We start from the raw sequence: 25330 nt of genomic DNA, 5'->3' as shown, positions 1-25330 counted from the left end.
GAATGTGGCACAGTGTCACCTGTGAGTGGTATTCCCGTCGCCGACGACGTTCTCGAAGCCGATGTGGCCGTTCTTCCGATTCCGGAGGTCGCGACCGCGCTGAACGTTTCGGCCAACAAGGTCCGCCAGATGCTGCGCGACGGGCATCTGATCGCCGTCCGGCGCAAGGGCGAGCTGTACGTCCCGGCCGGGTTCCTGGTGAAGGACGGCGTGGTCAAGGGCCTGGCCGGCACCATCACCGTGCTCGCGGACTCCGGTTTCAGCCGCACGGAGATGCTGCGCTGGCTCTTCGCCGAGGACGAGACCCTGCCGGGGGCCACCCCGGTCAACGCGCTCCGCACCAGCCACGGCACCGAGGTCAAACGGCGCGCGCAGGCGATGGCGTTCTAGGCCGCCTGGACGTTCTGACCAGTACATACGTCGCAGCCGCGAGCAGCTGAAAGCCCGCCGCGGCGCCCAGGGCGGCGGTTACGGAGAGTGCGCTCAACGGCCCCGCCGCTGCCGCACCCGCCGCGAGTCCGGTGATCTTCACGCTCGCCGCCGTCGTGAAAACCTGAGCCCGCACGTCCGCGGGCGCTTCGCGATGCCGGATGGCGAAAAGAGCCGAAAGTTGTGGTCCTTCGGCGAAACCGGCGAGTACGGCGGCGGCCAGCAGGGTCACCACGTCGTGGCCCACCGCCGCCAGCAGGAAGCTCGCGCCCAGCAGGACGGTGGTGGCGAGCACGGTGCGGTCCGGCGGGGGCGGCTTGCGGGCCAGCACGGCGTTCGCGACCAGTGACGCGGCGGCCAGCACGGTGAGCAGGAGCGCGCCGAGCCCCGGGTTTCCCAGCCGTTGGGCGCCGAGCAGCGGATAACAGACCACGGCGATCCCGATCCCGACGAAGGACACCGTGGACGTCGCGGTGGCCCGCAGCAGCGAGCGGTTGCGGAAAAGGACCGAGAACCCGTCGGCGAGCCGTCGGCGGAGCGGTTTCGCGGGCTTCGCTTCGACGGCGGGCAGCGACCAGGCCGCGGGGAAGGCCGCCACGACCAGCGTGATCGCGACGGCCACCGCGGCCGGAGCCCCGGCATACGCGGCCACGAGCCCGGCGAGTCCCGGCCCGGCGAGGCTCGCGGCGGTGAACGTCATGGCGTCGAGCGCGCTCGCCTTCGGCAGCGGTGTCGCGCCGCGGACATGGGGCAGTTGTGCCGTCCAGCCGCCCGCCAAGGCCGGGTTGAGCAGCCCGGCCGCGACGGCCACCGCGATCGCCGCGGGGACCTCGACGAGCGCGAGCACAGCGCCGAGCCCGCCCGCGTAGGCGAGCAACGCCCACGCCAGCAGCCGTCCCGGCAGGGGACTGCGGTCGAGCAGCGCGCCGAGCAACGGCCCGCCCGCCGCGGCCGAGATCGTCAGCCCCGCGAGCAGCGCGGACCCGGTGGCGGCCGAGCCGTCGACACTGAGCCCCAGCAGGAGCAGCGCCGGCCCGGACAGCTCGTCCCCGGTCCGGGCGATCGTCGCGCCGGTGAGGTAGACGGCGAGTCCGTAACGGCTTCTCATGAGAAAGACGTTACAGTGGGGCATGACTTCGGCGCAGCAGGATTTCGTGCCCGGTGGTTCGGCGCGGGCGGCGGCTCAGCGCGCGGTGGATCTGCTGGAGGTCCTGCTCGTTCTGGAGCCCTCGGTCTCTTCGGTCCGTACCGTGCTGGAGGCGCACGGCGAGACCGCTGTCGAGTTGAAGCCTTCGGACGTGGCGTCGTTGCGCGAGGCGGCTTCGGAGCTGCGTGAGGTGTTCGCGGCGCAGGATGCTTCGGAGGCGGCCGGGGTGCTCAACCGGCTTTTGGCTCGCTATGCGCATCCGCCACGGCTGACCGACCACGCCGACGGGTTCGGCTGGCATCTGCACGTGGACGCCGACGACGACGGCTCGTGGGGGGCGTGGCTGGTGACGTCGTCCGCGCTGGCGCTGGCGGTGCTGCTTTCGGACCGTCAAGCGCCGCCAGGTGGGCTTTGCGCCGCTTCGGGCTGCGGGAAGCCCTTCGCGCACCTGGGTGGGGGGAGTCCGCGTCGGTACTGCTCGACGCGGTGCGCTACCCGGGAGCGGGTCGCGGCTCATCGTCGTGGCGGGTCCCGAATGTTATGAGTGCGGCTTTCATCGCAAAAATTGCGATGAAAGCCGCACTCATAACACGTGAAAGAGACTCAGCCCTGCTTGTCGCGCCAAGCGATCCAGGCCCGCAGCTTGTCGAGGTTGTAGTCCGGTCCGCCGGTCGCCACGGTGAACAGCGAGACACCCAGCTCCAGCAGCTTCGGGCCCAGCTCCTCGGGGTCGCCCTCGACGGCGACCGAACGCTCGATCTCCTTCGGGTCCCGGCCGACGTCGGCGCAGTGCTGGTCGAGGATCTTGACCTTGCGCTCCACGACCTCCGGGTCGCCGAAGCCGTGCCAGATGTCGGCGTGCTTCGCGACCAGGCGCAGCGTCTTCTTCTCGCCGCCGCCACCGATCAGCACCGGGATCTTGCGGGTCGGCGCCGGGTTCAGCTTGCCGAACCTCTCCTCGATCCGCGGGAGCGCCTCGGCGAGGTTGTCGAGCCGCCCGCCGGCGGTGCCGAACTCGTACCCGTACTCGTCATAGTCCTTCTCGAACCAGCCGGAGCCGATGCCGAGGATCAGCCGCCCGTCGGAGATGTGGTCGACGGTGCGGGCCATGTCGGCCAGCAGTTCGGGATTGCGGTAGCTGTTGCACGTCACCAGTGCGCCGATCTCGACCCGCGACGTGGACTCCGCCCAGGCGCCCAGCATGGTCCAGCACTCGTAGTGCAGCCCGTCCGGCTCGCCGAAGAGCGGGTAGAAGTGGTCCCAGTTGAAGACGATGTCCACACCGAGGTCTTCGGCTTCCGCGGCCGCCTGGCGGATGGCCTTGTACTCGGCGTGCTGAGGCTGCAGCTGGACGCCGATCCGGATCTTCCTGTTCGCAGCAGTCGTCATGATCGCACCCTAAGCCTGGAGTTGCTCCACGTGCTCGCCAACAGCCTCGGAAGGGCGACCGCCAGCCGACGCCGGCGGGGGACGACGGCGCGGGTGTTCAGCACGTCGTAACCGAAGGCCGCGATTTCGTCGAGAATGCCTTCGTAGAGCCCGAGCGCGGTCCGCACGCAGTCGCGGGATTCCGCGCGCAGCAACGGGATTCCCGCTTCGGCGCGGCGATACACCGCCCGGTTGCGTGCCACCGCGACGGCGAGCGCGCGCCGCACCCGCCGGTCGGGCAGTCCGCGCGCGCGGGACCATTCGAGCAGTTCGCGGTCGACGCCGAACGCGGCCAGCTCCCCGGTGGGCAGGTACAGCCTTCCCCTGTCGAGGTCTTCGCCGACGTCGCGCAGGAAGTTGGTCAGCTGGAACGCTTCGCCCAGTGCGGCCGCACCGGGCATGGCGTCGGCGACCGGGACGACGGTGCCGAAAACCGGCAGCATCTGCAGCCCGATCACCTCGGCCGAACCGTGGATGTACTCCTGGAGATCGGCGTAGGTCGCGTATTCGGTGACCTTGAGGTCCATCGTCATGGACCGCAGGAAAGCGTCGAACAGCTCGCGGTCCAGGTCGTGGCGCCGCACGGTGTCGGCGAGCGCGGCCAGTACCGGATCGGCGGGGGTGTCCCCGTCGAAGACCTGCCCGACCATGACGGCGACCTCATCCAGCGCGACGGCGGGATCGGTGCCGGGCAAGGGGTTGTCGACCACTTCGTCCGCCATCCGCGCGAAGCCGTACAGCGCGTGCGCGAACGGCCGCGTCCGCGGCGGCAGCAGCCGGGTCGCGAGGAAGAAGGTGCGGCCGTAGTGCGCGTTGATGCGGCGGCATTCGATGTACGCGGCCCGCAACGCCGGCTCGGTGATGCCCGCGGCGTCGAGTTCGTTCATCGGCCGGTGACTCTTCCCGCCGCGAGCCTGCCGGAGATCACCACCGGCGGGATGCCGACGCCCGGTGTCGTCCCGCAGCCCGCCAGGACGACGTTGTCCGCCGCCCGCACCAGGTTCCCCGGCCGGAACGGGCCGGTCTGGGCGAAGGTGTGCGCGAGCGAGAAGGGGGTGCCCGCGGTGAGCCCGCGCTCCGCCCAGCCCGCCGGGGTGATCGACTCGTCGACGGTGAAGCCGTCCGCGAAGCCGGTGAGGCCGCGTTTTTCCAGTGTGCGCAGGAGTTCCGTGCGATAGGCGGGTCCGACCCGGCCCCAGTCGATCTTGCCGCGGCGCAGGTTCGGCGCCGGGGCCAGCACCGAGATCACCTGGTCGCCGCCGGGGGCGAGGCCCGGTTCGGTCGCGGTCGGCCGGGTCACCAGCAGCGACGGATCGCTCATCAGCCTGCCCTCGCGGATGATCTCCGAGAACGTTTTTTCCCAGGCGTGACCGAAGAAGATGGTGTGGTGACCCAGTTCCGGCCACGATTTCGGCGCGTGCCCGTGCAGCACGACGGCCGACGGCGAGTACCGCAGCGGCAGCGGACGCCGGGGGCGCGCGCCGAGCAGCCGGTACGCGGTGCCGAGTTCGGTCGCGAGAACCACGGTGTCGCAAGGGATCCGCTCGCCCGAGCGGGTCCGCACCGCGCGCACCCGCGAGGAAACCCTTTCCAGCCAAGCGGCTTCGGTGCCGAAGCGCACTTCGGCACCGGCGCGCTCGGCCGCGTTCGCCATCGCCCGCGCGATTTCGCCCATCCCGCCCGACGGGTAGTAGACCCCGCCGACGGTGTCCATGTAGGAGATGACGCCGTACGCGCCGATCGCGCGGGCCGGGTCGAGTCCGGCGTAGAGCGCCTGGAAGGAGAACAGGCGGCGCACCCTGTCGTCGCGCAGGAACCCGTCGATCTTCGGGCCGAGCCTGCCGAAACCGCCCAGCGCGGCCAGTTTCGCCAGTTCCGGGCGTACGAGATCGAGCGGGGAGTCGAAGTTCGCGCCGATGAAGTGGTCCTTCTGCACCGCGTACAGCTCGGTCAGCCAGCGGCGCAGACGGCGGTAGCCCTCGGCTTCGGCGGGCCCGGCGGCCGCGCGGATCTCGGCCTCCATCGCCGCCGCCTCGGTGTGCACGGCGATCGTGCTGCCGTCGGCGAACCTCGCGCGATAGGCGGGGTCCAGCCGTGTCAGCGTCAGGTTGTCGGCAAGGGATTCCCCGACCGCCGAGAAAGCCTCGTCGAGCAGTTCCGGCATGGTCAGGACACTGGCCCCGGTGTCGACGGTGTTACCGCCGAAATCCGCCTGCCCCGCCCGGCCTCCGGGCGTCTTGTCCTGCTCCAGCAGGGTCACCCGGCGTCCGGCGCCGAGCAGGTGCAGCGTCGCCGAAAGCCCGGCGAGCCCGCCACCGATCACCACCACGTGATCACTCGGACCGGTGACGGTGCGCATCAGTACGTCCGCTGGGTCGCCTTGACGACCAGCCCGGTCAGCGCGGCGGGGGCGGGCTCGGCCAGGTGAGCACGGTCCAGCGCCGCCATCGCGGACTCGGTGAGTTCGTCGATGCGGCGTTCCACCGCGTCGACGGCGCCGACGTCCTGCAGCGCCTCGCGCACGGTCTCGACGGCGTCTTCGGACAGGTGCGCGTCGCCGATGGCGTCGGAGATGACCTTCGACGCGGCGTCCTTGCCCTGCTCCGCGGCCCGCTGGAGACCCAGCGCGACCAGCAGCGTCCGCTTGCCCTCGCGCAGGTCGTCGCCCGCGGGCTTGCCGGTGACCGAGGGGTCGCCGAACACGCCGAGCAGGTCGTCCCGCAGCTGGAACGCCACGCCGACCTCGTCGCCGAACTCGCGCAGCGTCGCGATCAGGGCGTCGTCGGCGCCGCCGAGCGCCGCACCGAGGTGCAGCGGGCGCATGACGGTGTATGCGGCCGTCTTGAGCTTGCAGATGTGCAGCGCGGCCTCGGGGGAGGCGTCGCCGGTGGCCTGGGTGCGGACGTCGAGGTACTGACCGGCGAGCACTTCGGTGCGCATCGCGCGCCACGCCGGCCGCGCCGCCGCGAGGGCCGCGGGCGGAAGCGGGGCCTCGCCGAACATGTCGTCGGCCCAGGCCAGCGCGAGGTCGCCGACCAGGACGGCGGTCGCGAGCCCGAACGTACTCGGCGAACCGAGCCAGCCGCTGTCGGCGTGCAGCTTCGCGCCCGCGATGTGCACCGTCGGCGAACCGCGGCGCGAATCGGAGGAGTCGATGAGGTCGTCGTGGATCAGCGCGCACGCCTGGATCAGCTCCAGGCTCGCCACCGCCTGCAGCACGCCTTCGACGTCCGGCCCCGCCGGATCGCCGCCCGCGCCGCGCCAGCCCCACCAGGCGAACGTCGGGCGCAGGCGTTTGCCGCCGCCCAGCACGAATCCGGCCAGCGCGTCGATCCCGACGCCCACGGTCGGTTCGGTGCGGCGGATTTCGGCTCCGGCGCGCTCGAGGAACCCGGCCAGCGCCCGCTCGACGTGGGCGGGCAGATCGGCGTCGTAGGCGGACGTGTCCATGGGCACATCTTCCGGGAAGGAGGCCGCCGTGACCCAGTCGGGTGCCTCCGAATGTGGTGAAACAGACGTCAGCCGCGGCCCTTGTCGTAGTGCCGCTTCGCCCGCGCCCGGTTTCCGCAGTCCGACGAGCTGCACCAGCGCCGCGACCGGTTGCGGGTGTGGTCGGTGAACATCCAGCCGCAGCCGGGCCCTTCGCATTCCCGGACCCGCGCGAGCTCCTCGGAGCGCAGCAACGACTCGGCCTCCAGCGCGAGGAAGTGCGGCAGCGCGGCGTCGTCCTTCAGCGGCACCGTCCACTGCAGCGGGAGAGCGGGCGTGAGTTCGGCGTACCGGTACGCCGCGATCAGGGGCTTTCGCAGCGCCGCGACGTCCGGTGGATCCGACACGAGCACCCGGTAGAGCGTCTCGCGGAAGGACTTCACCGTGTCCAGGACGGCCTCGGAGATCTCCAGCCGTTCGGTACCCGCACCGGCCAGGACGACCCATTCGGACAGCCGCACCGGGTCCGAAAGCCGGTCTTCCCGCCTGGCCGGATCGCGGCGCCAGGAAACGGTGTTGACCAGGTCCAACGGCACGCTCCCGCCGATGCTGTCGTACCCGTGCCAATGGCCGTCCACGATTCCTCCTAATGGTCAAACTGAGTTTAGCTTGTTAGAGTCGCCGGTATGACAACGCTCCGGCGGCACTATCTGGCCGGCGCCCGCGTCGGGCTCGGGCTGGGTGTCGCGACCTTCGTCCTCGGCGTCACCTTCGGCGCCTACAGCCAAACTCTGAACTGGGGGATCGCGGCCCCGATCGTGGCGTCGCTCGTCGTGTTCTCCGGCTCGGCCCAGTTCGCGATGGCCACCGCGCTCGCGGACGGCGGCAACCTCGCCGTCGCGGTCGGCGCCGCGGCCCTGATCAACGCCCGTTTCCTGCCGATGGGCGCCGCCGTCGCCGCGGATCTGCGCGGCGGGCGGCTGCGCCGCGCGTGGGAGGGCCAGGCCGTCGTCGACGGTTCGTGGGTCGCCGCCCATCTCGGCGGAGGACGCTTCGACCGCGAGAAACTCATCGGCTGCACGCTCGTCCAGCTGCCCGCGTGGGTGCTGGGCACGGTGCTCGGTGTCGTGGCCGCGCCACCGCCGGACGTCGTCGCGCGCTTCGGGCTCGATGTCGTCTTCCCCGGCTTCTTCCTGGTCCTGCTCATCGACGAGCTGCGCCGCTCGCGCGAAGCGGTCCGGACAGCGGCGCTCGCCGCCTGCCTGGCCGGGGTCCTGGTGCTGTTCGTGCCTGTCGGGCTCGCGCTGATCGGCGCGTCGGCCGCCGCGCTGCTGGGCCTGGGGGTGCGGCGATGACGCTCTGGATCGCGATCGTCCTCGTGGCGCTGGTCAGCATCGGGTTCAAGGCGGCGGGCCCGGTCCTGCTCGGCGACCGGGAGATGCCGCCGCGCCTCGCCGGGGTGATCGCCCTGCTCGCGCCCGCCCTGCTGGCCGGTCTCGTGCTCACCGAGGTGACCGGCCCGGCCTGGTCCGGGGTCGATTGGACGCTCTGTGCCGGGCTGGCCGCGATCGCGGTGACCTACGTGCTGCGCGTGCCGGTGCTCGCCGCGATCCTCTGCGGCGTCGTCGTCACGGCGGCCTTGCGGTTCCTGCTCTAGGACCAGAACGGGCCGCTCAGCCCGGCTCGCGTGAAGTACGCGGCCGCGGCGGCCGGGGTCCGGCGGGTGTAGCCGTGGTCGAGCCTGCCGTCGTACCAGCCGGCCGCGAGCCGCCACAGCGTCGCCAGATCCATGACGTAACCCTTGTCCTGTCCCGTTTCGGTGAGCCATTCGTCCACACAGGACTCGCCGCAGAACAGCCGCTGGTTGCCGCAGGTGTGCACGACGTCGTCCCACATCCGCGCCGCCGGGACCAGGAAGTGCGCGACCAGATCACCCGCTGGCGGGGTCTGGTCGTTGACCATCAGGGCCTGCGGTTCGCCACAGCCTCGACAGCGCGTGGACACCAGCACCTCGGGTTCGGCCTTGACCAGATGCGGGATCGCGAACGCGTCCCACGCGCAGCCGCCCCACCACAGCGTGCCGGCGCCCATGACGGAGAACCCCAGCGGGATCGCCGCGAACGGGTGAGCCATCACGACGTGTTCGCATTCGTCGAGCACCAGGTGTCGTTGCTCCGCGAGCCTGTGCAGCGCCTGCTTCGCCACCGCGAGCGATCCGTGGGCGGCATCGGCCAGCTCAGGGGCCGTCGGCGGCCTCCCGTGCTCGGCGAACGCGCGGTAGACCGCGACGCGGACGTCCTCGTCCCAGCTGGTGTCGTATTCGGCGCTCATGGCAGCTCCCTGTGCTCGTCTTCGAAGTCTCCCCAGCCGAGCGCCGCTCGGCAACCGCTCGGGTCCGGCTGGAGTCGCACGTCCACAGCCTGAGAGGGGGCTCCCGGCCAGCGGACTTTCCCCCTTAACATGGCGGTATGACGTCGGTGGTCGAGCGGTTGCAGGGTGATGGTCCCGTGTTCTCCATCGAGTTCTTCCCGCCTCGCGACGCGGCCGACGAGGCCGTGTTGTGGAAGTCGATCCGGGAACTCGAGCCGTTGGACCCGGCGTACATGTCGATCACGTACGGCGCCGGCGGCTCCAGCCGGGACGGCACGATCCGCAGCATCGCCCGTGTCGCCACCGAGACCACGCTGGTGCCGATGGCGCACCTCACCGCCGTGAACCACTCGGTCGCGGAACTGCGCAACGTCATCGGCTGGTACGCCGCCGTCGGCGTGCGGAACATCCTCGCGCTGCGGGGCGACCCGCCGGGTGACGTCTACGGCGACTGGGTCCCGCATCCGAACGGGCTCAACTACGCCGAAGAACTCGTCGAACTGGTGCGTTCCCTCGGCGACTTCTGCGTCGGCGTCTCGGCCTTCCCGTACGGCCACCCGAGGTCGGCGAACCTCGAAGCCGACACCGAGTACCTCGTGCGCAAGCTCCGCGCGGGCGCGGACTTCGCGATCGCGCAGCTGTTCTTCGAGCCGGAAGACTTCCTCCGCCTGCGTGACCGGGTGGCGGCCACCGGCTGCGAGGCGCTGGTCATCCCCGGCATCATGCCGCTGACCACGCTCCGGACGCTGCACACGTCGATCAAGCTGTCCGGCGCGCCCGCGCCGCGGCGGCTGCTGGACCGGCTCGAACCGCTGGCCGACGACCCGAAGGCCTTCCGCGCGGCCGGGATCGACGCGGTGACCGAACTGTGCGAGCGGCTCATCGCCGAAGGCGTCCCCGACCTGCACTTCTACACGTTCAACCGGTCCAAGGCCACGCGTGAGGTGGTCAGCAGGCTCGGGCTGGTCCCGGCCCGGGCGTAACTCCGTACCGAAGTCGCCCGCGGTCCGGGTAGCGTTCGCCGCATGGCTTCAACTGCGCTGGGTGTACACCAGATCTGTGACCGGTACGTCGACGAGATCGCGGCGGCGGACCCGGTCGAGGCGACGATCCTCGGTGTCGCCGGATACGACGATCAGCTGACCGACTTCTCGCCTGCCGGGCACGCGGCGCGGGCCGCGATCGCCGCCCGCGCGCTCGCCGACATCGAGGCGGCCGAACCCGCCGACGACGCCGAGCGCGCGGCCAAGGCGGTCTTCGCCGAGCGGATCGGGCTGATGCTGGAGATCCACGAGGCGGGGCTCGACCTTTCGTCACTGAACGTGATCGAGAGCCCGGCGCAGAACCTGCGGATGGTCTTCGACCTCATGCCCGCCGAGACCGAGTCGGACTGGGCGACGATCGCCGCCCGGATGGCGCAGCTTCCCGAGGCGCTCGGCCAGCTGCGGGCGTCGCTGCTCGCCGGCGCGGACGCGGGCCACGTCTCCGCGTTGCGCCAGGTCAGCAAGGTCGCCGACCAGGCGGAGACCTGGGCGGGGCTCAAGGAGGACACCGGGTACTTCAGCACGCTGATCTCGGGTGCGAAGGACGTCGACGACAGGCTTCGCGAGGAACTCGACCGGGCCGCCCACATCGCCCAGGAGGCGTACGCGGAGTTCGCCGGGTTCCTCCGCGCCGAACTCGCCCCGCTGGCGCCGGTCAAGGACGCCGTCGGCGCCGAGGTGTACAAGCTGTGGTCCCGGGTGTTCACCGGCGCCACCCTCGACCTGGACGAGGCCTACGCCTGGGGCTGGGCCGAATTCACCCGCATCGAAGCGGAAATGCACGAGGTCGCCGGCCGGATCAAGCCCGGTGCCACCCTCGCCGAGGCGGCCGCCGTCCTCGACGCCGACCCCAAGTACGTCGTGCGCGGCCGGGCGGAATTCCAGGCGTGGATGCAGAACCTGTCCGACAACGCGCTGAAGTTGCTGCGCGGCAAGCACTTCGACATCTCCGACCGGGTGATGGAGCTGGAGTGCAAGATCGCCCCGCCCGGTGGCACAGTCGGCGCGTACTACACCGGCCCCAGCGAGGACTTCTCTCGCCCCGGCCGCATGTGGTGGTCGCTGCCGCAGGGCCGGGACGAGTTCACCACCTGGCGCGAGGTCAGCACCGTCTACCACGAGGGCGCGCCGGGCCACCACCTGCAGATCGCGACCGCGGTCGACCAGTCGGGGTCGCTCAACAAGTACCAGCGGATGCTGGCGTTCACCTCCGGGCACGCCGAGGGCTGGGCGCTGTACTCCGAGCGGCTGATGGAGGACCTCGGGTTCCTCGCCGACGACGGCGAACTGCTCGGCATGCTGTCCGAGCAGCTGTTCCGCGCCGCGCGCGTGATCGTCGACATCGGCATGCACCTGGAGCTGGAGATCCCGGCGGGCACCGGCTTCCACGAGGGCGAGCGGTGGACGCCCGAACTGGGCCTGGAGTTCATGCTCACCCGGACCGTCACCGACCCGGCCCACGTGCACGACGAGATCGACCGCTACCTGGGCTGGCCAGGGCAGGCGCCGTCGTACAAGCTCGGCGAACGCCTCTGGCTCGCCGCGCGCGACGAGGCCCGTGCCCGGCAGGGTGACGCCTTCGACATCAAGCAGTTCCACACGCGGGCGCTGGCGCTCGGCGGGATGGGGCTGGACACGCTGCGGGAAATGCTGGCGGCCCTGGACTGAGCCGCTGATCCGCTCCCGGTAGTGCCATGAAAGGTCCTTTCCTTGCAAATTTCGCAAGGAAAGGACCTTTCATGGCACTCGGAGGGGCCCTCCGAGTGCCGCAATTCACGTGTCTCCGCCGCCGAGGCCTTGATACGTTCCCCCTCGTGCACCGGATCTTTCTCGTCACCCCACCCCCGGCTTCCTGAGCGGGGTGTCTCCGGCCGCGCGGCGTTCCCGCCGCCCGGCCGATCCGTGATGCGCTGAAGCACCCCGCGTCGTCGCCGCCCTCAGACACCGACACCAGACGCAGGAGCGTTTCCCCATGTCCGTTGCCGTACCCACGCGTGCCCGATCGTCGGCCGCGCTCGTCCTCGCCGGCGTCCTCTGGGGGACCGGCGGCCTCGCCGGATCCCTGCTCGCCTCCCGCACGGGACTCCATCCGCTGAGCGTCGCCGCGTACCGGCTGCTCGTCGGCGGCGTGATCGCCATCGGCTACCTCTGGCTCACCGGAGGCCTCCGCGGCCTTCCGCGCACAGCAGCGGTCCGCCGTCGCCTTCTGCTGGTCGGCGGCCTGTTCGCCCTCTTCCAGACCAGCTATTTCGTCGCGGTCTCGCTGAGTTCCGTGAGCGTCGCGACCATGACCACCATCGGCAGCACCCCAGTGCTGCTCGCCGTCGCGACGGTCGTCAAGACCCGCCGCCTGCCCGGAGCGTGGACGGCGGTGTCCCTGGCCGGATCCCTCGTCGGGCTCGGGCTGCTGCAGTGGACGCCGGGGGAGCGGGTCAACGCCGCCGGCGTCTTCTTCGCACTCCTCGCCGCGGCCGGGTTCGCCGCCCTGACCCTGGTGACCGCGACCCGCGTCGAGGGGCTGAATCCCTTGCCCACCACGGCTTTCGGTTGCCTGATCGGCGGCGCCGCGCTCACTCCCGCCGCGCTGTGGTTCGGGATGGCCGTGCCGCTCCAGGCCGACGTGTTCGCGCTCGTCCTCTACTTCGGCGTCGTGCCCACGGCGCTGGCGTACGCGGCGTACTTCCGCGGCCTCGAAGGCGCGCATCCCGTGCTCGCGGCGTTGTCCGCGCTGCTCGAACCGCTGACCGCGGCGCTGCTGTCCATGGCCGTGCTCGGGGAACGGCTCGGGGCCGTGGGCTGGTGCGGCGCGGCGGTGCTCATCGCCGCGCTCGCCATCGCGTACTCGAAGCCCTAAAGCGGCAGCGTCCGGCCGAGGATCGCGAACGCCCTCGGGTCCCCGGCGAAGTGGTAGTCCCGCAGCACGTCGAGGAACCCGACGCGCCGGTACAGGTTCCAGGCCCGGCTGGTGCCTTCCGGCGTGGAAAGGAGCACGTGGGCGTGGGGCACGCCGTCGAGCAGCCGTCGCAGGAGGTCCTCGCCGATCCGCTTCCCCTGGCTTTCGGGGCTGACGTGGATCTCGGTGAGCTCGAAGTAGTCGGACATCCACTGCTCGGCGGCATCCTGGCCCTCACGACGGGTCAGGCCGTGGCGGACCTGTTCGTGCCACCACTGGCCACCGCGGCCCTTGTAGCCGTAGGCGAGCCCGAGCAGGACGCCGTCCGCGTCGAGCGCGGCCATGCAGCGCCAGCCTTCGCGCAGCGCGTGCGTGAGCCACATCGGCGCGCGCTGTTCCGCCGTGCCTTCGGGGTAACGCATGGCGTTGACGTAGATGGTCAGCGCCTCGGGGAGCCGGGCGCGGAACTCGTCCGCGGACAGCTGGACGTAACGGGTGCATTCCGAGGACATCGCGGTCACGGGCGCCCATCCTGCCCGTCGCCCGCGACGTCCGCGGGAGTGCCCCCGGTCAGCGAGACGAGCCCGGCGAACGTCGTGGGGTACACCGACTTCGGATGTCCGGCGGCGGCCCAGACGACGTCGTGACCGCTTAACGCGGTGTCGACGAGGGTGGTCAACGCCTTCGGGTGACCGACCGGGGCGACGCCGCCGATCGGCTGCCCGGTGTGCGCTCGGACGAAATCGGCGTCGGCCTTGCCGATCTCGCCGGCGCCGGTCAGGGAGGCCAGGAGATCAGTGTCGGCGCGGTGCGCGCCCGAGGTCAGGGCGAGCAGGGCCGTTTCCGTGCCGCCGGTACTGCTGCGGAACACGAGGCTGTTCGCGATCGCGCCGACCTCGACACCGAGCGCTTCGGCGGCTTGCGCGGCCGTGCGGACTTCGGCGGGGAGGATCCGGATCCCGTCCGCGGCGGCCTGCTGACCCGCTTCGGCGAGCGCGGCCGCGACCTTGGCCACCGAGGGATGACCGGACTGGTCGATGGTGCTCATGAGTCTATGAGATCACGTGGCCGATCCCGTGTCCCGCACCACATGCGGCGATCACCCGGCTACGGGTCGAGCTGCGGGGTTGAAGAAAGGGGCACTCGGGGTTACATTGGACTTGTTCGAACAGACGTTCGACATTCGGTGAGCGCGCACCGGTAGGTGCCCGGCGCGGGGGCGGGGGAAGCGCCTCGGCACCGGGCACCGGCCGGCGCTCACGTACAGGAGGAGGGTCGCCATGTCCGTTTCGGTCGTGTCCCCCGACGAAGCCGAGAGGCCGGGGGGCACCGCGCAGCCCGCCCTGCCGATGTCGTTGCGCCCGCCGGCACCACCCGCGGCGGTCTCCTTGTACGCACAGGCGAGGCGGGGTCTCGCCGAGGCAGAGCGGGAGAGCGATCCCGCGGAGCGGTTCATCGGGGCCTATCTCGCCGCGCTGCGGGGCGCGGCGGCGGTCCTGGAGGCCCGCGGACGTCCGCACCGGGGCCGGGCCCGGCCGGCGAGCGGCTGGGTGCTGCTCGATTCCGTCGCGCCCGAGCTGAAGGAGTGGGCGGCGTTCTTCGCGGCCAACTCGGCGACGCGCGCCGCCGCACAGGCGGGGATCACCGGCAAGGTCACCGTCGAACTGGCGGACGAGCTGACGCGGGCCGCCGCGGTGTTCCTGGAACTGGTGCGACGGGTGGTGCACGGGCTGCCGATAGGTGATGCGGCGCATGTCGCTTAGCGCGCTGTCTCTCGGGCGCGCTTGCGGATTTCCGTAGCCGGGCCGCGGTATCGGCTGGTCACGCACTCAGCCGTGTCGGCGGCCCGCCTTCGTGAATCCGAGGCCGTTAGCCGAACGCGCGCCTGGATCCGGCCGGCCGGATCCAGATGAGAGACACGTTCCCAGTCGCACGGAGAGGGGGTGCCCGATGGCCGGGCAGGCCATGATCGACCAGAGCAGGTTCCTGGAGGTGATCGGCGCCGAAACCGAGCTCATCGCTCAGGTGGCGCACACCGCGTCCGCCGACGCGCCGGTCCCGACCTGCCCCGGCTGGACGCTCGGCGAGGTCCTGAGGCACGTGGGCAGCGTGTACCGGGTCACCCACCGCTGGATCGTCGACGGACGGCGTCCCGAGCACTGGCAGCGCAAACCGGGGCCGCGGCAGACCCTGGAGGAGTACTTCCGCGAGGGCCGGGACGAACTCGTCGCCGAACTGTCCGCGCACGATCCGGACGAACTGGCGCCGACCTGGTGGCCGGCGGACCGCAGCTACGGGTTCTGGCGGCGGCGGATGGCGCACGAGGCGACGATCCACCGGATCGACGCGGAGAGCGCGGCCGGACGAGACGTGTCGGAGATCCCCGAGGACGTGGCACTCGACGGGATCGACGAGGCGCTGGTGCTCTGGTTCGGCCAGCGGCTGCCGTTGCTGGGGCTGTCCGGTACCAAGACCGGCTCGGTCGGGGTGCGCACCGCGGGCCACACCTGGATCGCCAGAGCAGGGCCCACGGAAACGATCGCCTGGCGATGCTCGGCCGAAGAGGCCCAGCGCGCGGACGATCTGATCACCGGGCAGCCGGACAAGATCTACCGCTGGCTCTGGGGCCGGGCGGGTCCGACGGCGGTGACGGTCAGCGGAGACCAGGACATGGCGGGACAACTCTGGGCCCTTTTGCGGCTCGCGACCCGATGACCGGTCGGTGGGGAAGCCAAACCGGTCAGCGCCAGTCGGCGGAGCTGAATGAGGTGCCTGGGAAGCGGCCGCGGGTTCACCCGAAACACCCAAAGTGTCGGTGGCGCCGTCTAGGTTCACCGGGGTGACTGCACGCCTGGTGAACCTGGTCTTCGACTCGGCCCTTCCCAGAGATCTGGCGGGTTTCTGGGAAGGGCTGTTCAGCTGGGACGCCCCGTTCGAACCGGCCTTCCGCTCCGAGGCGGGCCCCAAACACGGCAAGAACCGGCTGCATCTGGATCTGGCGAGCCGGTCGCCCGAGCACCAGGCCGCGCTGGTGGATCGTGCGCTGTCCCTCGGCGCACGGCACATCGACGTCGGCCAGGGCCCGCCGGAGGAGAAACGGGTGCCGTGGGTGGTGCTCGCGGATCCCGAGGGCAACGAATTCTGTGTCCTCGAGCCCCGTGAGCAGTACGAGGGCTCCGGTGCGATCGCGTCGGTCGTCACCGACGCCCTCGACCCGGAGCGGCTCGCGCGGTTCTGGTCGGCCGCGCTGGGCTGGGAGATCGGCGTCCGGGAAGAGGCGATCGTGGGGCTGCGGCCACCGGGCGGCCGCGGCCCGTGGGTCGAGTTCCTGGCCTCCGAGGACCAGAAACGGCACAGGAACCGGCTGCGGTTCGAGATCGCGCCACGGCGGGGCATGAGCCGGGCGGCCGCGGTCCGGCGCCTGCGGGAGCTGGGCGCGACAGGGCTGGGTTCGACGAAACGGGGCGGCGAGGCCATGACGGACCCGGAGGGCAACGAGTTCAGCGTGCTCTCGCCGCGCTGAGTTTGTTCGCCTGGGGTTGTTTCGCCTGAGTTGCGCGGCGGCGCCGATCGCTGACCTGGGCGAAACACCGGCGCCGTTGGCAGGCAACAACCGGCCGGGACCGTGGAGGTCATGGAGACCTCTCGAGTCCGGCCCACCGCTGTCCAGCCCGATGAAGAGACAACGGCCGCGTCGGCCTGGCGTGTCCGGATCCGCGTGGACGACCGGCCGGGAACCCTGGCCAGGATCGCGATCCGGCTGGCCGACCTCGAATGCAACATCCTCGGGCTGTCGGTACTCCCGGTCCCCGGCGGCGTGCTCGACGAGATCGTCCTGCGGCCGGCCACCGGCCTGCCTCGGCAACTGCTCGTCGACGCGATCCGCGACGAAGGATGCGAATGCTCCGCCGTCGTCGACACGGATCTGGCCGAACTGGTCGATCCGGCCACCGCGACGCTCACCGCGGCCAAGAGAGCCGTCGAGGACCCTGGTGGCCTCGCGGAGGTGCTCCGCGGCGTTCTCGCGGCCGACGTCGTCACGAAGGTCCCGTCGATCGAGGCGAACCCGGCCCGGACCGAAGGCGGGCACCGGGCGGTGTTCCCGGCGGGGGACGGCGGCGCGTTCGTCGCCCGCCGCCGGTGGTCGCCGTTCGTAGAACTGGAACTGAGCCGGGCCGTCGCGCTGACCGGCCTGATGACCGCCGTCCGCGACAACGTGACCGGGCCGATCGTGCTCGACCGGCCCGACGGCGCCGCGATCGTCCTGCGCAAGGGGGTTCCCGGTGACGCGGAAGCGGTGTCCGCGCTGCACCAGAGATGTTCGATGACCACGCTTTTCCACCGCTACCACACCGGGATGCGCACCGTGCCGCGTCGCTGGCTGCACCGGCTCCTGATGCCGCCGCGCGGGATCAGCCTGCTCGCGGTCTGCGGCCGCGAGGTGATCGGCCTCGGCCAGCTGATCCCGTCGGCGGACGGCGACGCGGCCGAAGTCTCGCTCCTGGTCGAGGATTCCTGGCAGCGCCAAGGCATCGGCAGTGCTTTGCTGACCAGGCTCGCCGTCCTCGCCGTGGCCAAAGGGGAGCGTGAACTCGCCGCCGTCTGCCTGCCCGGCGACGACTCCCTCTACCGCACCGCCTCCCGCGTGGGGCTCCGCCCCGAGCGCGTCCCCGGTGACTCCGGCACCCTGCGCTTCCGGCTCCCCGACCCCCGCGTTTAGTCCTCTGGATGCGGTACTCGCGCGTGCGACGACCGCATCCAGAGGACTACTTGCGGTTCCAGAACCAGTCCTTGCCGCGGGCCTCGCCCAGCGCGCGCTTCTTGCGTTCGGGGGTGAGCCGCTCCAGGTACAGCTTGCCGTCGAGGTGATCGGTCTCGTGCTGCAGGCACTGGGCGAGCACTTCGACGCCTTCGACCTCGACGGGCTCGTTGCGCAGGTCGACACCGCGCACCACGGCGTGTTTCGCGCGGACGACCGGGAACCGCAGCTCCGGCACGGACAGGCAGCCTTCGCTGATCTCGTGCGTCTCTTCGGACAGTTCGACGATCTCCGGGTTGATCACGTACCCGCTCAGCCCGTCGACGTCGTAGCTGAACACCCGCAGGCCGACCCCGATCTGCGGCGCCGCGAGACCCGCGCGCCCGGCCGGTCGCACCCCGTCCATCAGATCCGTCACCAGCGACTCGATCCTCTTGTCGAATGTCGTGACCGGGTCGCATACGGTCTTGAGCACGGGATCCCCGAAGTAGCGCAGGTCGCGCATCACCATGTTCGAACGTCCTTCTCCACTGGCCTGAGCGACGAGTCTAGGGCGTGTTTCACAAATCATGTTCGCGGCCTTCGCGCCCAGGCGGCCCCTGATGGCACAGGCGGATGCGCCCGAGTACGGACCCGGTACGAGGCCGATCCGCCCGCACCGTCAGGAACCACCTGGATCACGAAGCCCATCGAACAGACTTGTGAAGCACTACTAGGCCCGCAGGCGCAGTCCCTTGGGGGTCGCCCGGAATCCCGCCTCCTGGAGAACGGCCGAAAGCTCCGAGGTGAGCGCCGCCTCGCCGTCGGCCTTCTGCACCGCGAGCTGACCCAGCCAGCCTTCCCGCACCGCCGTGGACAGCGCCCGCGCGGCCGACCGCAACGTCTCCTGATCCTCGGTGAAACTCAGCAGCGACCGGCCGCCGCGTTCGACGTACATCGCCGGGACACCGTCCACGAGTACCGCCAGCGCGCCCGCCTTCCTCGCCGGACGGTGCTTCGTGTCACCCGTCGCGGCGGGCCACGACAACGCGGCACCGTAGGGCTGGGCCGGGTCGGCGGCGGCGAGCACGACCGCGCCTTCGGTGGTGGTGCGCTGGTTCCCGGACTGCGCGCGCAGCCTGTCGACAGCGCCCTTCGCCGCGAACTGCGCGGCGCCGAGCCCTTCCACCACGTAACCCCGGACCACCTGGCCCGAATCCTCCATCCCGCGCAAAACCTTGTAGATCCCGGAAAAACCGCCCGTCACCCGCTCGGTGTCGAGCGCTCCTCTGGTGAGAACGCCATGTCGCTCCAGGAACGCCTCTGTCCGCGCGTGCGCGCGCCTGGTCGGATCCGGCTCGCGATCCGGGGTCAGCGCCCAGCGCCCCGCCACCGTCGGCGGCCCGGTGCGCGACGGCATCGCGGGCCGCCCCGCCCGAAGCCGCGCGTACCGGCCGCGAGGAGCCTGCCGTCGGGGCTTGTGCGCCGCGCCGGAACCGGAGACCTGGGCCCGCAGCGGGCCCAGCGTGTCCCCGGTGACCAGGCCTGCCCATACGAGATCCCACAGCGCGGCAACGACTTCGCCGTCGTTGGGCGGGGTTTCGACCAAAGGGGACGCGCGCTCCACGAGCTGGCGGAAGAACTGCGCACCACCCTCCAAAGTGGACAGGATGGCTTCGTGGAGCGGGCTGGAGGGCAGATCGTCGTCGAGGTCAGGCAGCAGCAGATCGGCGACGTCCGTCGGCGCGAGCGCCAGCCAGCCGTCCCCGCCGGACAGGGAACCGCAGCCGCACCAGGTGACCTCGCCCGCCGTGGTGAGTTCGTCCAGCAGCGACGGCGTGTAGCCGGGAAGCCTGCTCGGCAGGATCAGTGACTCGACCGCGCTCGCCGGCAGCGGCGCCCCGGCCAGCTGCTCGACCACGGACAGCACGTCGTCCGCCGTCGGCGCCGACCGTACCCGTGCTCCGATGCCGTGCCACGACGGCAGGAACCGGCCCAGCGCCGCCGGTTCGACCGGCTCGACCTCGGCCCGCAGCCGGGCCAGCGACGCCCGCCGGAGCCTGCGCAGCACCGACGCGTCGCAGAACTCCATCCCGACGCCGTGGGTCTCCGGATGCCCGACCGGGCTCAGCTCACCCCGGACCAGCCTGCCCTGCGCGGTCAGCCTGTCCAGCACGCCGGTGACCACGGCCGTCCCGAGCCCGAACCGCTCGGCGGCCTGGCGGGCACTGAACGGGCCGCGGCTGCGCGAATAGCGGGAAAGCAGGTCTCCCACCGGATCCTCGACCGGTTCGGTGAACGCCTCCGGCACGCCGACCGGCAGCGCGGCGCCCAGCGCGTCCCGCACCCGGCCCGCGTCCTCGATGGCGATGAAGCGTTCACCGCCGCCGATGCGGACCCGGATCACTCGCCGTGCGGCTTCCAGCTCCTCCAGCCATTCCCGCTGGATGCCCCGCGCGGCGGCTTCCTCGATGGAGAGATCTCCGAGGAACCGCAACAGATCCGCGGCCTCCTCGGCGTTGCGGGCGTGCCTGTCGGGTTCGAGGCGCTGCAACGAGCGCTCGACCTCGCCGACGACCTCGGCGTCCAGCAGTTCCCGGATCGCTTCGGTGCCGAGCAGTTCGGCCAACAGCGTCGAATCGAGTGCCAGTGCCGCCGCGCGCCGTTCCGCGAGCGGTGCGTCGGTCTCGTACAGGAACATCCCGACGTAGCCGAACAGCAGACTGCGCGCGAACGGGGACGCCGACGGTGTCTCGACCTCGACCAGCTTGACCTTCCGCGACCGCACGTCGGCCATCAGTTCGCGCAGCCCGCCGACGTCGTACACGTCCTGCAGGACTTCCCGCATCGCTTCCAGCACCACGGGGAAGCGCTCGTACTTGGCCGCGACCGAAAGCAGCTGCGACGCGCGCTGACGTTGCTGCCACAGCGGTGTGCGGCGGCGCGGATCCCGGCGGGGGAGCAGCAGCGCCCGTGCCGCGCATTCCCGGAACCGCGCCGCGAACACCGCCGAACCACCGACCTCGGCGACGATCAGCTGCTCGACCTCTTCCGGATCGAGCAGCACGTCGTCGACGCCGATGGTGACTTCCGAGCCCTCGGCGTCCAAAGCCTCCGGCAGCCGCAGCACGATGCCGTCGTCGGAATGCGCCACCTGCGCGTCGACCCCGCGGTTCTCCCTCAGCCGGGCCGCGATCGCGAGCGCCCACGGCGCGTTGACCTGCGCCCCGAACGGCGAATGCAGGATGACCCGCCAATCGCCCAGTTCGTCGCGGAACCGTTCCAGCAGAACGGTCTTGTCGTTCGGCACATGCCGCGTGGCGGCCTTCTGCTCTTCCAGGTAACCCAGCAGGTTGTCGCACGCGTACTCGTCCAGCCCGGCGACGGCGGCGCGTTCCCTGGCCGCCGACGGCTCCGAAGTGGACAGTTCGCGGACGAACGCGCCCAGTGCCCGCCCCAGTTCCAGCGGGCGGCCGGGGGCGTCGCCCTTCCAGAACGGCATCCGGGCGGGCTCACCCGGCGCGGGCACCACGATCACGCGGTCGTGGGTGATGTCGGTGACCCGCCAGGAAGAGGTGCCGAGCAGGATCGTGTCCCCGACTCGGGACTCGTAGACCATCTCCTCGTCGAGTTCGCCCACCCTGGAGCCGGGTTTGCCTTCGGCGCCCGGCGTCATCACGGTGAACAGGCCGCGGTCGGGGATCGTGCCGCCGGAGGTCACCGCCAGCCGCTGTGAACCCGGACGGCCGTGCAGTTCGCCGCTGACCCTGTCCCAGGTGATCCGCGCGCGCAGTTCGCCGAATTCCTCGCTGGGGTACCGGCCGGCGAGCATGTCGAGCACGGCCAGCAGCGCGTCGTCCGGCAGGGACGCGAACGGCGCCGCGCGGCGGGCGAGGGCGGCCAGTTCGTCGACCGTCCACGATTCGAGCGCCACCATCGCCACGATCTGCTGGGCGAGCACGTCCAGCGGGTTCCTCGGGTACCGAACGGCTTCGATCGCGCCGGACGCCATCCGTTCCGCGACCACCGCGCAGGAGACGAGGTCGCCCCGGAACTTCGGGAACATCACCCCGCTCGACACCGCGCCGACCTGGTGCCCGGCCCGGCCGACCCGCTGCAGTCCCGAAGCGACCGTCGGCGGCGCCTCGATCTGCACGACGAGATCGACGGCGCCCATGTCGATGCCCAGTTCCAAGGAGGACGTCGCCACGACGCACGCGAGGCGGCCCGTCTTGAGCTCCTCTTCGACGTGGGTGCGCTGCTCCCGCGACATCGACCCGTGGTGCGCCCGCGCGATCACCGGCGCCGCGCCCGTGGTGAGCCCGGACTGGCCGATCGCCTCGGCCGGATAGCGTTGGTCGGGCTCCAGTTCGGTCTGTTCCGCGGCGAGTTCGTTGAGCCGGGCCGTCATCCGCTCGGTGAGCCGCCGCGAGTTGGCGAACACGATCGTCGACCGGTGCGCCTGGATCAGTTCGAGGACCCGCTCCTCCACCGCGGGCCAGATCGACGGCCGCCGCGGGGTGCCGTCGACCTCCTCCAGCGAGCCGGGAAGCCGCGCGAGACCGGCGTCGAGGTCTTCGTTCTGCTTCGGCCCCTGAGGACCGTCGAGATTGGACATGTCCTCGACCGGGACCTCGACGCGGACCTCGATCGTCTTCGCGAGCTTCGGCTGGACGATGGTGACCGGCCTGCCACCGGCCAGGAACGAGGCGACCTCGTCGATCGGCCGGACCGTCGCCGACAGCCCGATCCGCTGGGCAGGCTTCTCCAGAAGGGCGTCGAGCCGCTCCAGGGACAAGGCCAGGTGCGCGCCGCGTTTGCCGCCCGCGACCGCGTGCACCTCGTCGATGATCACCGTCTCCACGCCGCGCAGCGAGTCCCGCGCGGACGAGGTGAGGATGAGGAACAGCGACTCCGGTGTGGTGACCAGCACGTCCGGCGGCGTTTTGCCGAACGAGCGCCGCTCGGCGGCGGTGGTGTCGCCGGTGCGCATGCCGACGCCGATGTCCGGCACCGGCAGCCCCAGCCGCCGCGACGCCTGCGAGATACCGGCCAGCGGTGCCCGCAGGTTGCGCTGCACGTCGACAGCCAGCGCTTTCAGCGGCGAGACGTAGAGGACGCGGCAGCGTTTCCGCGGCTCGGCAGGGGGCGGCTCGACCGATAGCCTGTCCAGCGCCCAGAGGAAGGCCGAGAGTGTTTTGCCCGACCCCGTCGGGGCCACGACCAGCGCGTGTTCCTTCGCGTGCGCGGCACGCCACGCCCCCTCCTGCGCGCGGGTGGGCGCGGCGAAGGCCCCGGTGAACCAGTCCCTGGTCGCGGGGGAGAAGAGGTCGAGTACGTCTGCCACGCTCCCCATAGTGCGCCGGACCACCGACAGTTTCGCTCCGGGCCCTGTGACACGGCACCCGGTCGGGGAGGAGTTCGGCGGGTTCCGCACGTACGGTGACCTCGCTCGTGGGAGCATCACGGCCAGCGCGGCCGGATCGGTACTGGGGCGGCCGCCGTTCGTCTGTGAAGGGGTAAGAGCTGTGCGGATCCTGTCGGTGGACCTCGGGACGTCCAACACCGTGGCCGTCCTTTCGGCGCACGGGAGGCCGCCGCGGGTGGTCGAGGTCGACGGTTCGGCCAACATGCCGTCCGCGGTGTTCGCCACCGAAGAAGGCACGATCATGGTCGGCCGGGACGCCGAGCGCCGCGCCCGCCTCGACCCGACTCGCTTCGAGCCCAACCCCAAGCGCCGCATCGACGAGCAGACGCTCCTGCTGGGCACGGACGTCATCCCGGTCAGCGAGGTGCTGGCCGCGATCCTGCGCCGCGTCCTCGACGAGACCACCCGCCAGCTCGGCGGCGAACTGCCCGATGAGGTCCGGCTCACCCACCCCGCGCAGTGGGGCCCGACCCGCCGCAACGTGCTGCTGTCCGCCGCCCGGCTCGCCGGGATGGGCGGCAACCTGGTGCTCGTCCCCGAGCCGGTCGCCGCGGCGGCGCATTTCGCGTCGTTCCCCGGCAAGACACTCGCGCCGGGACAGGCGCTCGCCGTCTACGACCTCGGCGCCGGCACCTTCGACGTCGCGATCGTCGGAGCGACCCCGAACGGCGGCTTCACCGTCGTCGCCGAAGACGGCCTTCCCGACCTCGGTGGCCTCGACGTCGACCAGGCGCTTCTGGTGCACGTCGGCCGCGAGGTGTCGCACAAGGATCCCCAGCGCTGGCAGCGGGTCCTGCGGCCCGAGTCCACTCCGGACCGTCGTACGCGACGCGCGCTGCAGGAGGACGTGAAGGCGGCGAAGGAGGCCCTGTCACGGCACCCGCAGACCGAGGTCCCGATGCCGGAACCGTTCGAAGACGTGCTCGTCACGCGAGGCGAACTCGAAGCGCTCGTGCGGCCGTCGATGCTGCGCAGTGTCGAGCTGATGGCGCGCGTGGTCCGCTCCGCCGGGATGACCCCGGACCGGCTCGCCGGGATCTACCTCGTCGGCGGTTCGAGCAGGCTTCCGCTGGTCGGCAGCCTGATCGCGGAGAAGCTCGGCGTCGTCCCCGGCAGCCTCGACCAGCCCGAGACCGCGGTCGCCCTCGGCGCCCAGCACGTCGCCTCCGACGGCATCAGCGCGCGTACGCAGGGCGTGGAAGGGCAGGTCGCGGCGGGAACCGGCGCGCACCCCGGCGTTTCGGGCCCGTACGCGCCGCCGCAGCAGGTCGCGTCGATCCCCGGCTATCAGGGAGGGCCCGGGCAGTCCGGCGGCTTCCCGCAGTCGGGTTACCCGAACAGCGGCCCGCAGCAGGTGCAGCAGCCCGCGCCGACGAACTTCCCGACGTACTCCCTCGCCGGGCAGACCACCGCCGAGAAGGCGCCCGCGAGCAAGAAGAAGCCGCTCGTCATCGGCGCCATCGTGGCCGTCGTGGTGCTGATCGCCGCCGGGCTCACGTACTTCCTGACGTCCTCGTCGGTGACGACCTACACGGCAGACGAATGCAAGACGCCCAGCACGGCCGACGACAAGGGACTCACCGGCTGCTTGCGCCAGCTCGCCGGGAAGATCGCCGACACCGGCGACTGCAAGCCGGGAATGGGCAACGGGCCGGCGAAACCGGCGGAGGACCTCGGCGTGACGTCGACCTGCTCCGCGCCGGGCCGCGCCGGCACCCAGGTGACCTATCTGCAGAGCGGCGCGGCGGACAAGCTCAAGGCCTACACCGACGGACTGCTCAAGTCGGCGGGCGGGGACCGCACCGAAGCCAAGTGGGTGGGCAACGGCCTGGAAGGCCAGTACTCCTCGGCCGCCGGGCGGAACGCCGCCGTCCTGGTGTTCACCGTGACCGACCGGCCGCTGGTCGGCTTCATCTACCAGGTCCCGGCCGAAGGACAGACCCCGACGCCGGGCGAGCTGGCGGATTACTTCGAGAAGAGCGTCCAGCCGGGCGAGTAGCACCCCGGTCGTTCGCCCCACCGGCGCGCGCCATGAACGGTCCGTTCCTTGCGAAATTTGCAAGGAACGGACCGTTCATGGCATCCGGGAGCGTGTAGTGAGCTGGACTCCGTGAAGGGGGCCTTCACGGACTTCCCGCCGGATGCCGGGCTAGACTCCGCCCGATGCGTATCACGGTCTTCCGGCGGCTGATGGCCGACGAATTCGGTCCCGGACGTGCGGAAACCCTCTCCAGGGATCACGTCTTCGGCGAACTCGGGGGCCGGACCGTCGAACAGGCCCTCGACTCGGGAACCTCGGCCAAGGACGTCTGGCGTGCGGTCTGCGACGCCTTCGAAGTCCCGCCGGAGCGACGCTGACCTCGGAACAAGGGCAAGGACCCTAGCGCAACGGCGTGTCGGCCACAGGCTCGAACACACGTTCGTC

24 protein-coding genes are annotated in these 25330 nt (G+C 71.2%); 13 read left to right on the top strand and 11 right to left on the bottom strand.

Annotated elements, in window-relative coordinates:
- Window positions 1-21: 21 nt before the first annotated feature.
- The gene (locus ACZ6YV_RS19825) at window positions 22-390 is read left to right on the top strand and encodes an Rv2175c family DNA-binding protein (RefSeq protein ID WP_465510971.1); all 369 of its coding nucleotides are present in this window, start codon (window positions 22-24) and stop codon (window positions 388-390) included.
- Here the strand turns inward: ACZ6YV_RS19825 and ACZ6YV_RS19820 are convergent.
- A complete protein-coding gene (locus ACZ6YV_RS19820; RefSeq protein WP_465510970.1) occupies window positions 359-1537 on the bottom strand; it encodes an MFS transporter in 1179 nt (392 codons plus the stop codon). The genes ACZ6YV_RS19825 and ACZ6YV_RS19820 overlap by 32 nt on opposite strands.
- Before the next feature lie 22 nt (window positions 1538-1559).
- Here ACZ6YV_RS19820 and ACZ6YV_RS19815 point away from each other — a divergent pair, with 22 nt between their 5' ends.
- Entirely contained in the window at window positions 1560-2120 is a 561-nt protein-coding gene (locus ACZ6YV_RS19815) for a CGNR zinc finger domain-containing protein (protein WP_465511032.1), read from the top strand.
- A 59-nt stretch (window positions 2121-2179) separates the two neighbouring features.
- Here ACZ6YV_RS19815 and ACZ6YV_RS19810 read toward each other — a convergent pair whose 3' ends face one another.
- The 5 genes from ACZ6YV_RS19810 to ACZ6YV_RS19790 all read right to left on the bottom strand — a co-directional run bounded on the left by ACZ6YV_RS19810 (window position 2180) and on the right by ACZ6YV_RS19790 (window position 7071).
- A complete protein-coding gene (locus tag ACZ6YV_RS19810; protein WP_465510969.1) occupies window positions 2180-2965 on the bottom strand; it encodes an LLM class F420-dependent oxidoreductase in 786 nt (261 codons plus the stop codon).
- On the bottom strand, window positions 2962-3891 hold the full coding sequence (locus tag ACZ6YV_RS19805) for a phytoene/squalene synthase family protein (RefSeq protein ID WP_465510968.1): 930 nt from the start codon (window positions 3889-3891) through the stop codon (window positions 2962-2964). The genes ACZ6YV_RS19810 and ACZ6YV_RS19805 overlap by 4 nt, the downstream gene beginning before the upstream one ends.
- The gene (crtI, locus tag ACZ6YV_RS19800) at window positions 3888-5363 is read right to left on the bottom strand and encodes a phytoene desaturase family protein (protein ID WP_465510967.1); all 1476 of its coding nucleotides are present in this window, start codon (window positions 5361-5363) and stop codon (window positions 3888-3890) included. Before crtI ends, ACZ6YV_RS19805 begins: the two co-directional genes overlap by 4 nt.
- On the bottom strand, window positions 5363-6454 hold the full coding sequence (locus tag ACZ6YV_RS19795; RefSeq protein ID WP_465510966.1) for a polyprenyl synthetase family protein: 1092 nt from the start codon (window positions 6452-6454) through the stop codon (window positions 5363-5365). Before ACZ6YV_RS19795 ends, crtI begins: the two co-directional genes overlap by 1 nt.
- A 68-nt stretch (window positions 6455-6522) precedes the next feature.
- Window positions 6523-7071: a CGNR zinc finger domain-containing protein gene (locus ACZ6YV_RS19790; protein ID WP_465510965.1), complete on the bottom strand. Its 549-nt coding sequence runs from the start codon at window positions 7069-7071 to the stop codon at window positions 6523-6525.
- 48 nt (window positions 7072-7119) lie between these two features.
- Between ACZ6YV_RS19790 and ACZ6YV_RS19785 the strand changes: the two genes are divergently transcribed.
- Window positions 7120-7788, top strand: coding sequence for an AzlC family ABC transporter permease (locus ACZ6YV_RS19785; RefSeq protein WP_465510964.1), 669 nt, complete (start codon window positions 7120-7122; stop codon window positions 7786-7788).
- The gene (locus ACZ6YV_RS19780) at window positions 7785-8090 is read left to right on the top strand and encodes an AzlD domain-containing protein (RefSeq protein WP_465510963.1); all 306 of its coding nucleotides are present in this window, start codon (window positions 7785-7787) and stop codon (window positions 8088-8090) included. The genes ACZ6YV_RS19785 and ACZ6YV_RS19780 overlap by 4 nt, the downstream gene beginning before the upstream one ends.
- Here ACZ6YV_RS19780 and merB read toward each other — a convergent pair.
- Window positions 8087-8764, bottom strand: coding sequence for an organomercurial lyase (gene merB, locus ACZ6YV_RS19775; protein ID WP_465510962.1), 678 nt, complete (start codon window positions 8762-8764; stop codon window positions 8087-8089). The two genes, ACZ6YV_RS19780 and merB, sit on opposite strands and share 4 nt — an antisense overlap.
- 137 nt (window positions 8765-8901) lie before the next feature.
- Here merB and metF point away from each other — a divergent pair, with 137 nt between their 5' ends.
- The 3 genes from metF to ACZ6YV_RS19760 all read left to right on the top strand — a co-directional run bounded on the left by metF (window position 8902) and on the right by ACZ6YV_RS19760 (window position 12700).
- Complete coding sequence (gene metF / locus ACZ6YV_RS19770) at window positions 8902-9786, top strand: methylenetetrahydrofolate reductase [NAD(P)H] (protein ID WP_465510961.1); 885 nt, start codon at window positions 8902-8904, stop codon at window positions 9784-9786.
- A gap of 42 nt (window positions 9787-9828) precedes the next feature.
- Complete coding sequence (locus tag ACZ6YV_RS19765) at window positions 9829-11514, top strand: DUF885 domain-containing protein (RefSeq protein ID WP_465510960.1); 1686 nt, start codon at window positions 9829-9831, stop codon at window positions 11512-11514.
- 304 nt (window positions 11515-11818) lie between these two features.
- Window positions 11819-12700 (top strand): DMT family transporter, encoded by an 882-nt coding sequence (locus ACZ6YV_RS19760; protein WP_465510959.1) that lies wholly within the window; start codon window positions 11819-11821, stop codon window positions 12698-12700.
- On the opposite strand, the gene ACZ6YV_RS19755 is transcribed toward ACZ6YV_RS19760, so the two are convergent.
- Together ACZ6YV_RS19755 and ACZ6YV_RS19750 are read right to left on the bottom strand one after the other, a co-directional pair.
- The gene (locus ACZ6YV_RS19755; RefSeq protein WP_465510958.1) at window positions 12697-13260 is read right to left on the bottom strand and encodes a GNAT family N-acetyltransferase; all 564 of its coding nucleotides are present in this window, start codon (window positions 13258-13260) and stop codon (window positions 12697-12699) included. The genes ACZ6YV_RS19760 and ACZ6YV_RS19755 overlap by 4 nt on opposite strands.
- Window positions 13257-13787: a YbaK/EbsC family protein gene (locus ACZ6YV_RS19750; RefSeq protein ID WP_465510957.1), complete on the bottom strand. Its 531-nt coding sequence runs from the start codon at window positions 13785-13787 to the stop codon at window positions 13257-13259. The genes ACZ6YV_RS19755 and ACZ6YV_RS19750 overlap by 4 nt, the downstream gene beginning before the upstream one ends.
- Window positions 13788-14019: 232 nt before the next feature.
- Between ACZ6YV_RS19750 and ACZ6YV_RS19745 the strand changes: the two genes are divergently transcribed.
- From ACZ6YV_RS19745 to ACZ6YV_RS19730, 4 genes are all read left to right on the top strand, one after another.
- A complete protein-coding gene (locus tag ACZ6YV_RS19745) occupies window positions 14020-14502 on the top strand; it encodes an SAV_6107 family HEPN domain-containing protein (protein ID WP_465510956.1) in 483 nt (160 codons plus the stop codon).
- A gap of 187 nt (window positions 14503-14689) precedes the next feature.
- Window positions 14690-15454 carry a maleylpyruvate isomerase family mycothiol-dependent enzyme gene (locus ACZ6YV_RS19740; RefSeq protein WP_378246112.1) on the top strand — a complete coding sequence of 255 codons (765 nt, stop codon included), beginning with the start codon at window positions 14690-14692 and terminating at the stop codon, window positions 15452-15454.
- A gap of 124 nt (window positions 15455-15578) precedes the next feature.
- Complete coding sequence (locus ACZ6YV_RS19735) at window positions 15579-16262, top strand: VOC family protein (protein ID WP_465510955.1); 684 nt, start codon at window positions 15579-15581, stop codon at window positions 16260-16262.
- 111 nt (window positions 16263-16373) lie between these two features.
- Entirely contained in the window at window positions 16374-17459 is a 1086-nt protein-coding gene (locus ACZ6YV_RS19730) for a GNAT family N-acetyltransferase (RefSeq protein ID WP_465510954.1), read from the top strand.
- A gap of 46 nt (window positions 17460-17505) precedes the next feature.
- On the opposite strand, the gene def is transcribed toward ACZ6YV_RS19730, so the two are convergent.
- Both def and ACZ6YV_RS19720 read right to left on the bottom strand, forming a co-directional pair.
- On the bottom strand, window positions 17506-18009 hold the full coding sequence (gene def, locus ACZ6YV_RS19725; RefSeq protein WP_378246118.1) for a peptide deformylase: 504 nt from the start codon (window positions 18007-18009) through the stop codon (window positions 17506-17508).
- 201 nt (window positions 18010-18210) lie between these two features.
- Window positions 18211-22833, bottom strand: coding sequence for an ATP-dependent helicase (locus tag ACZ6YV_RS19720; RefSeq protein ID WP_465510953.1), 4623 nt, complete (start codon window positions 22831-22833; stop codon window positions 18211-18213).
- Between the two features lie 172 nt (window positions 22834-23005).
- On the opposite strand from ACZ6YV_RS19720, the gene ACZ6YV_RS19715 reads away from it, so the two are divergent.
- Together ACZ6YV_RS19715 and ACZ6YV_RS19710 are read left to right on the top strand one after the other, a co-directional pair.
- Window positions 23006-24904, top strand: a complete 1899-nt coding sequence (locus ACZ6YV_RS19715; protein ID WP_465510952.1) for an Hsp70 family protein — start codon at window positions 23006-23008, stop codon at window positions 24902-24904.
- A 164-nt stretch (window positions 24905-25068) separates the two neighbouring features.
- Entirely contained in the window at window positions 25069-25263 is a 195-nt protein-coding gene (locus tag ACZ6YV_RS19710) for a DUF3046 domain-containing protein (protein WP_093938916.1), read from the top strand.
- Window positions 25264-25330 lie beyond the last annotated feature (67 nt).

This window comes from Amycolatopsis sp. NPDC102522 (genome assembly GCF_055584485.1).
Note: the sequence above shows the minus strand (reverse complement) of the source record. Positions and strands in the feature narration are given on the sequence as shown.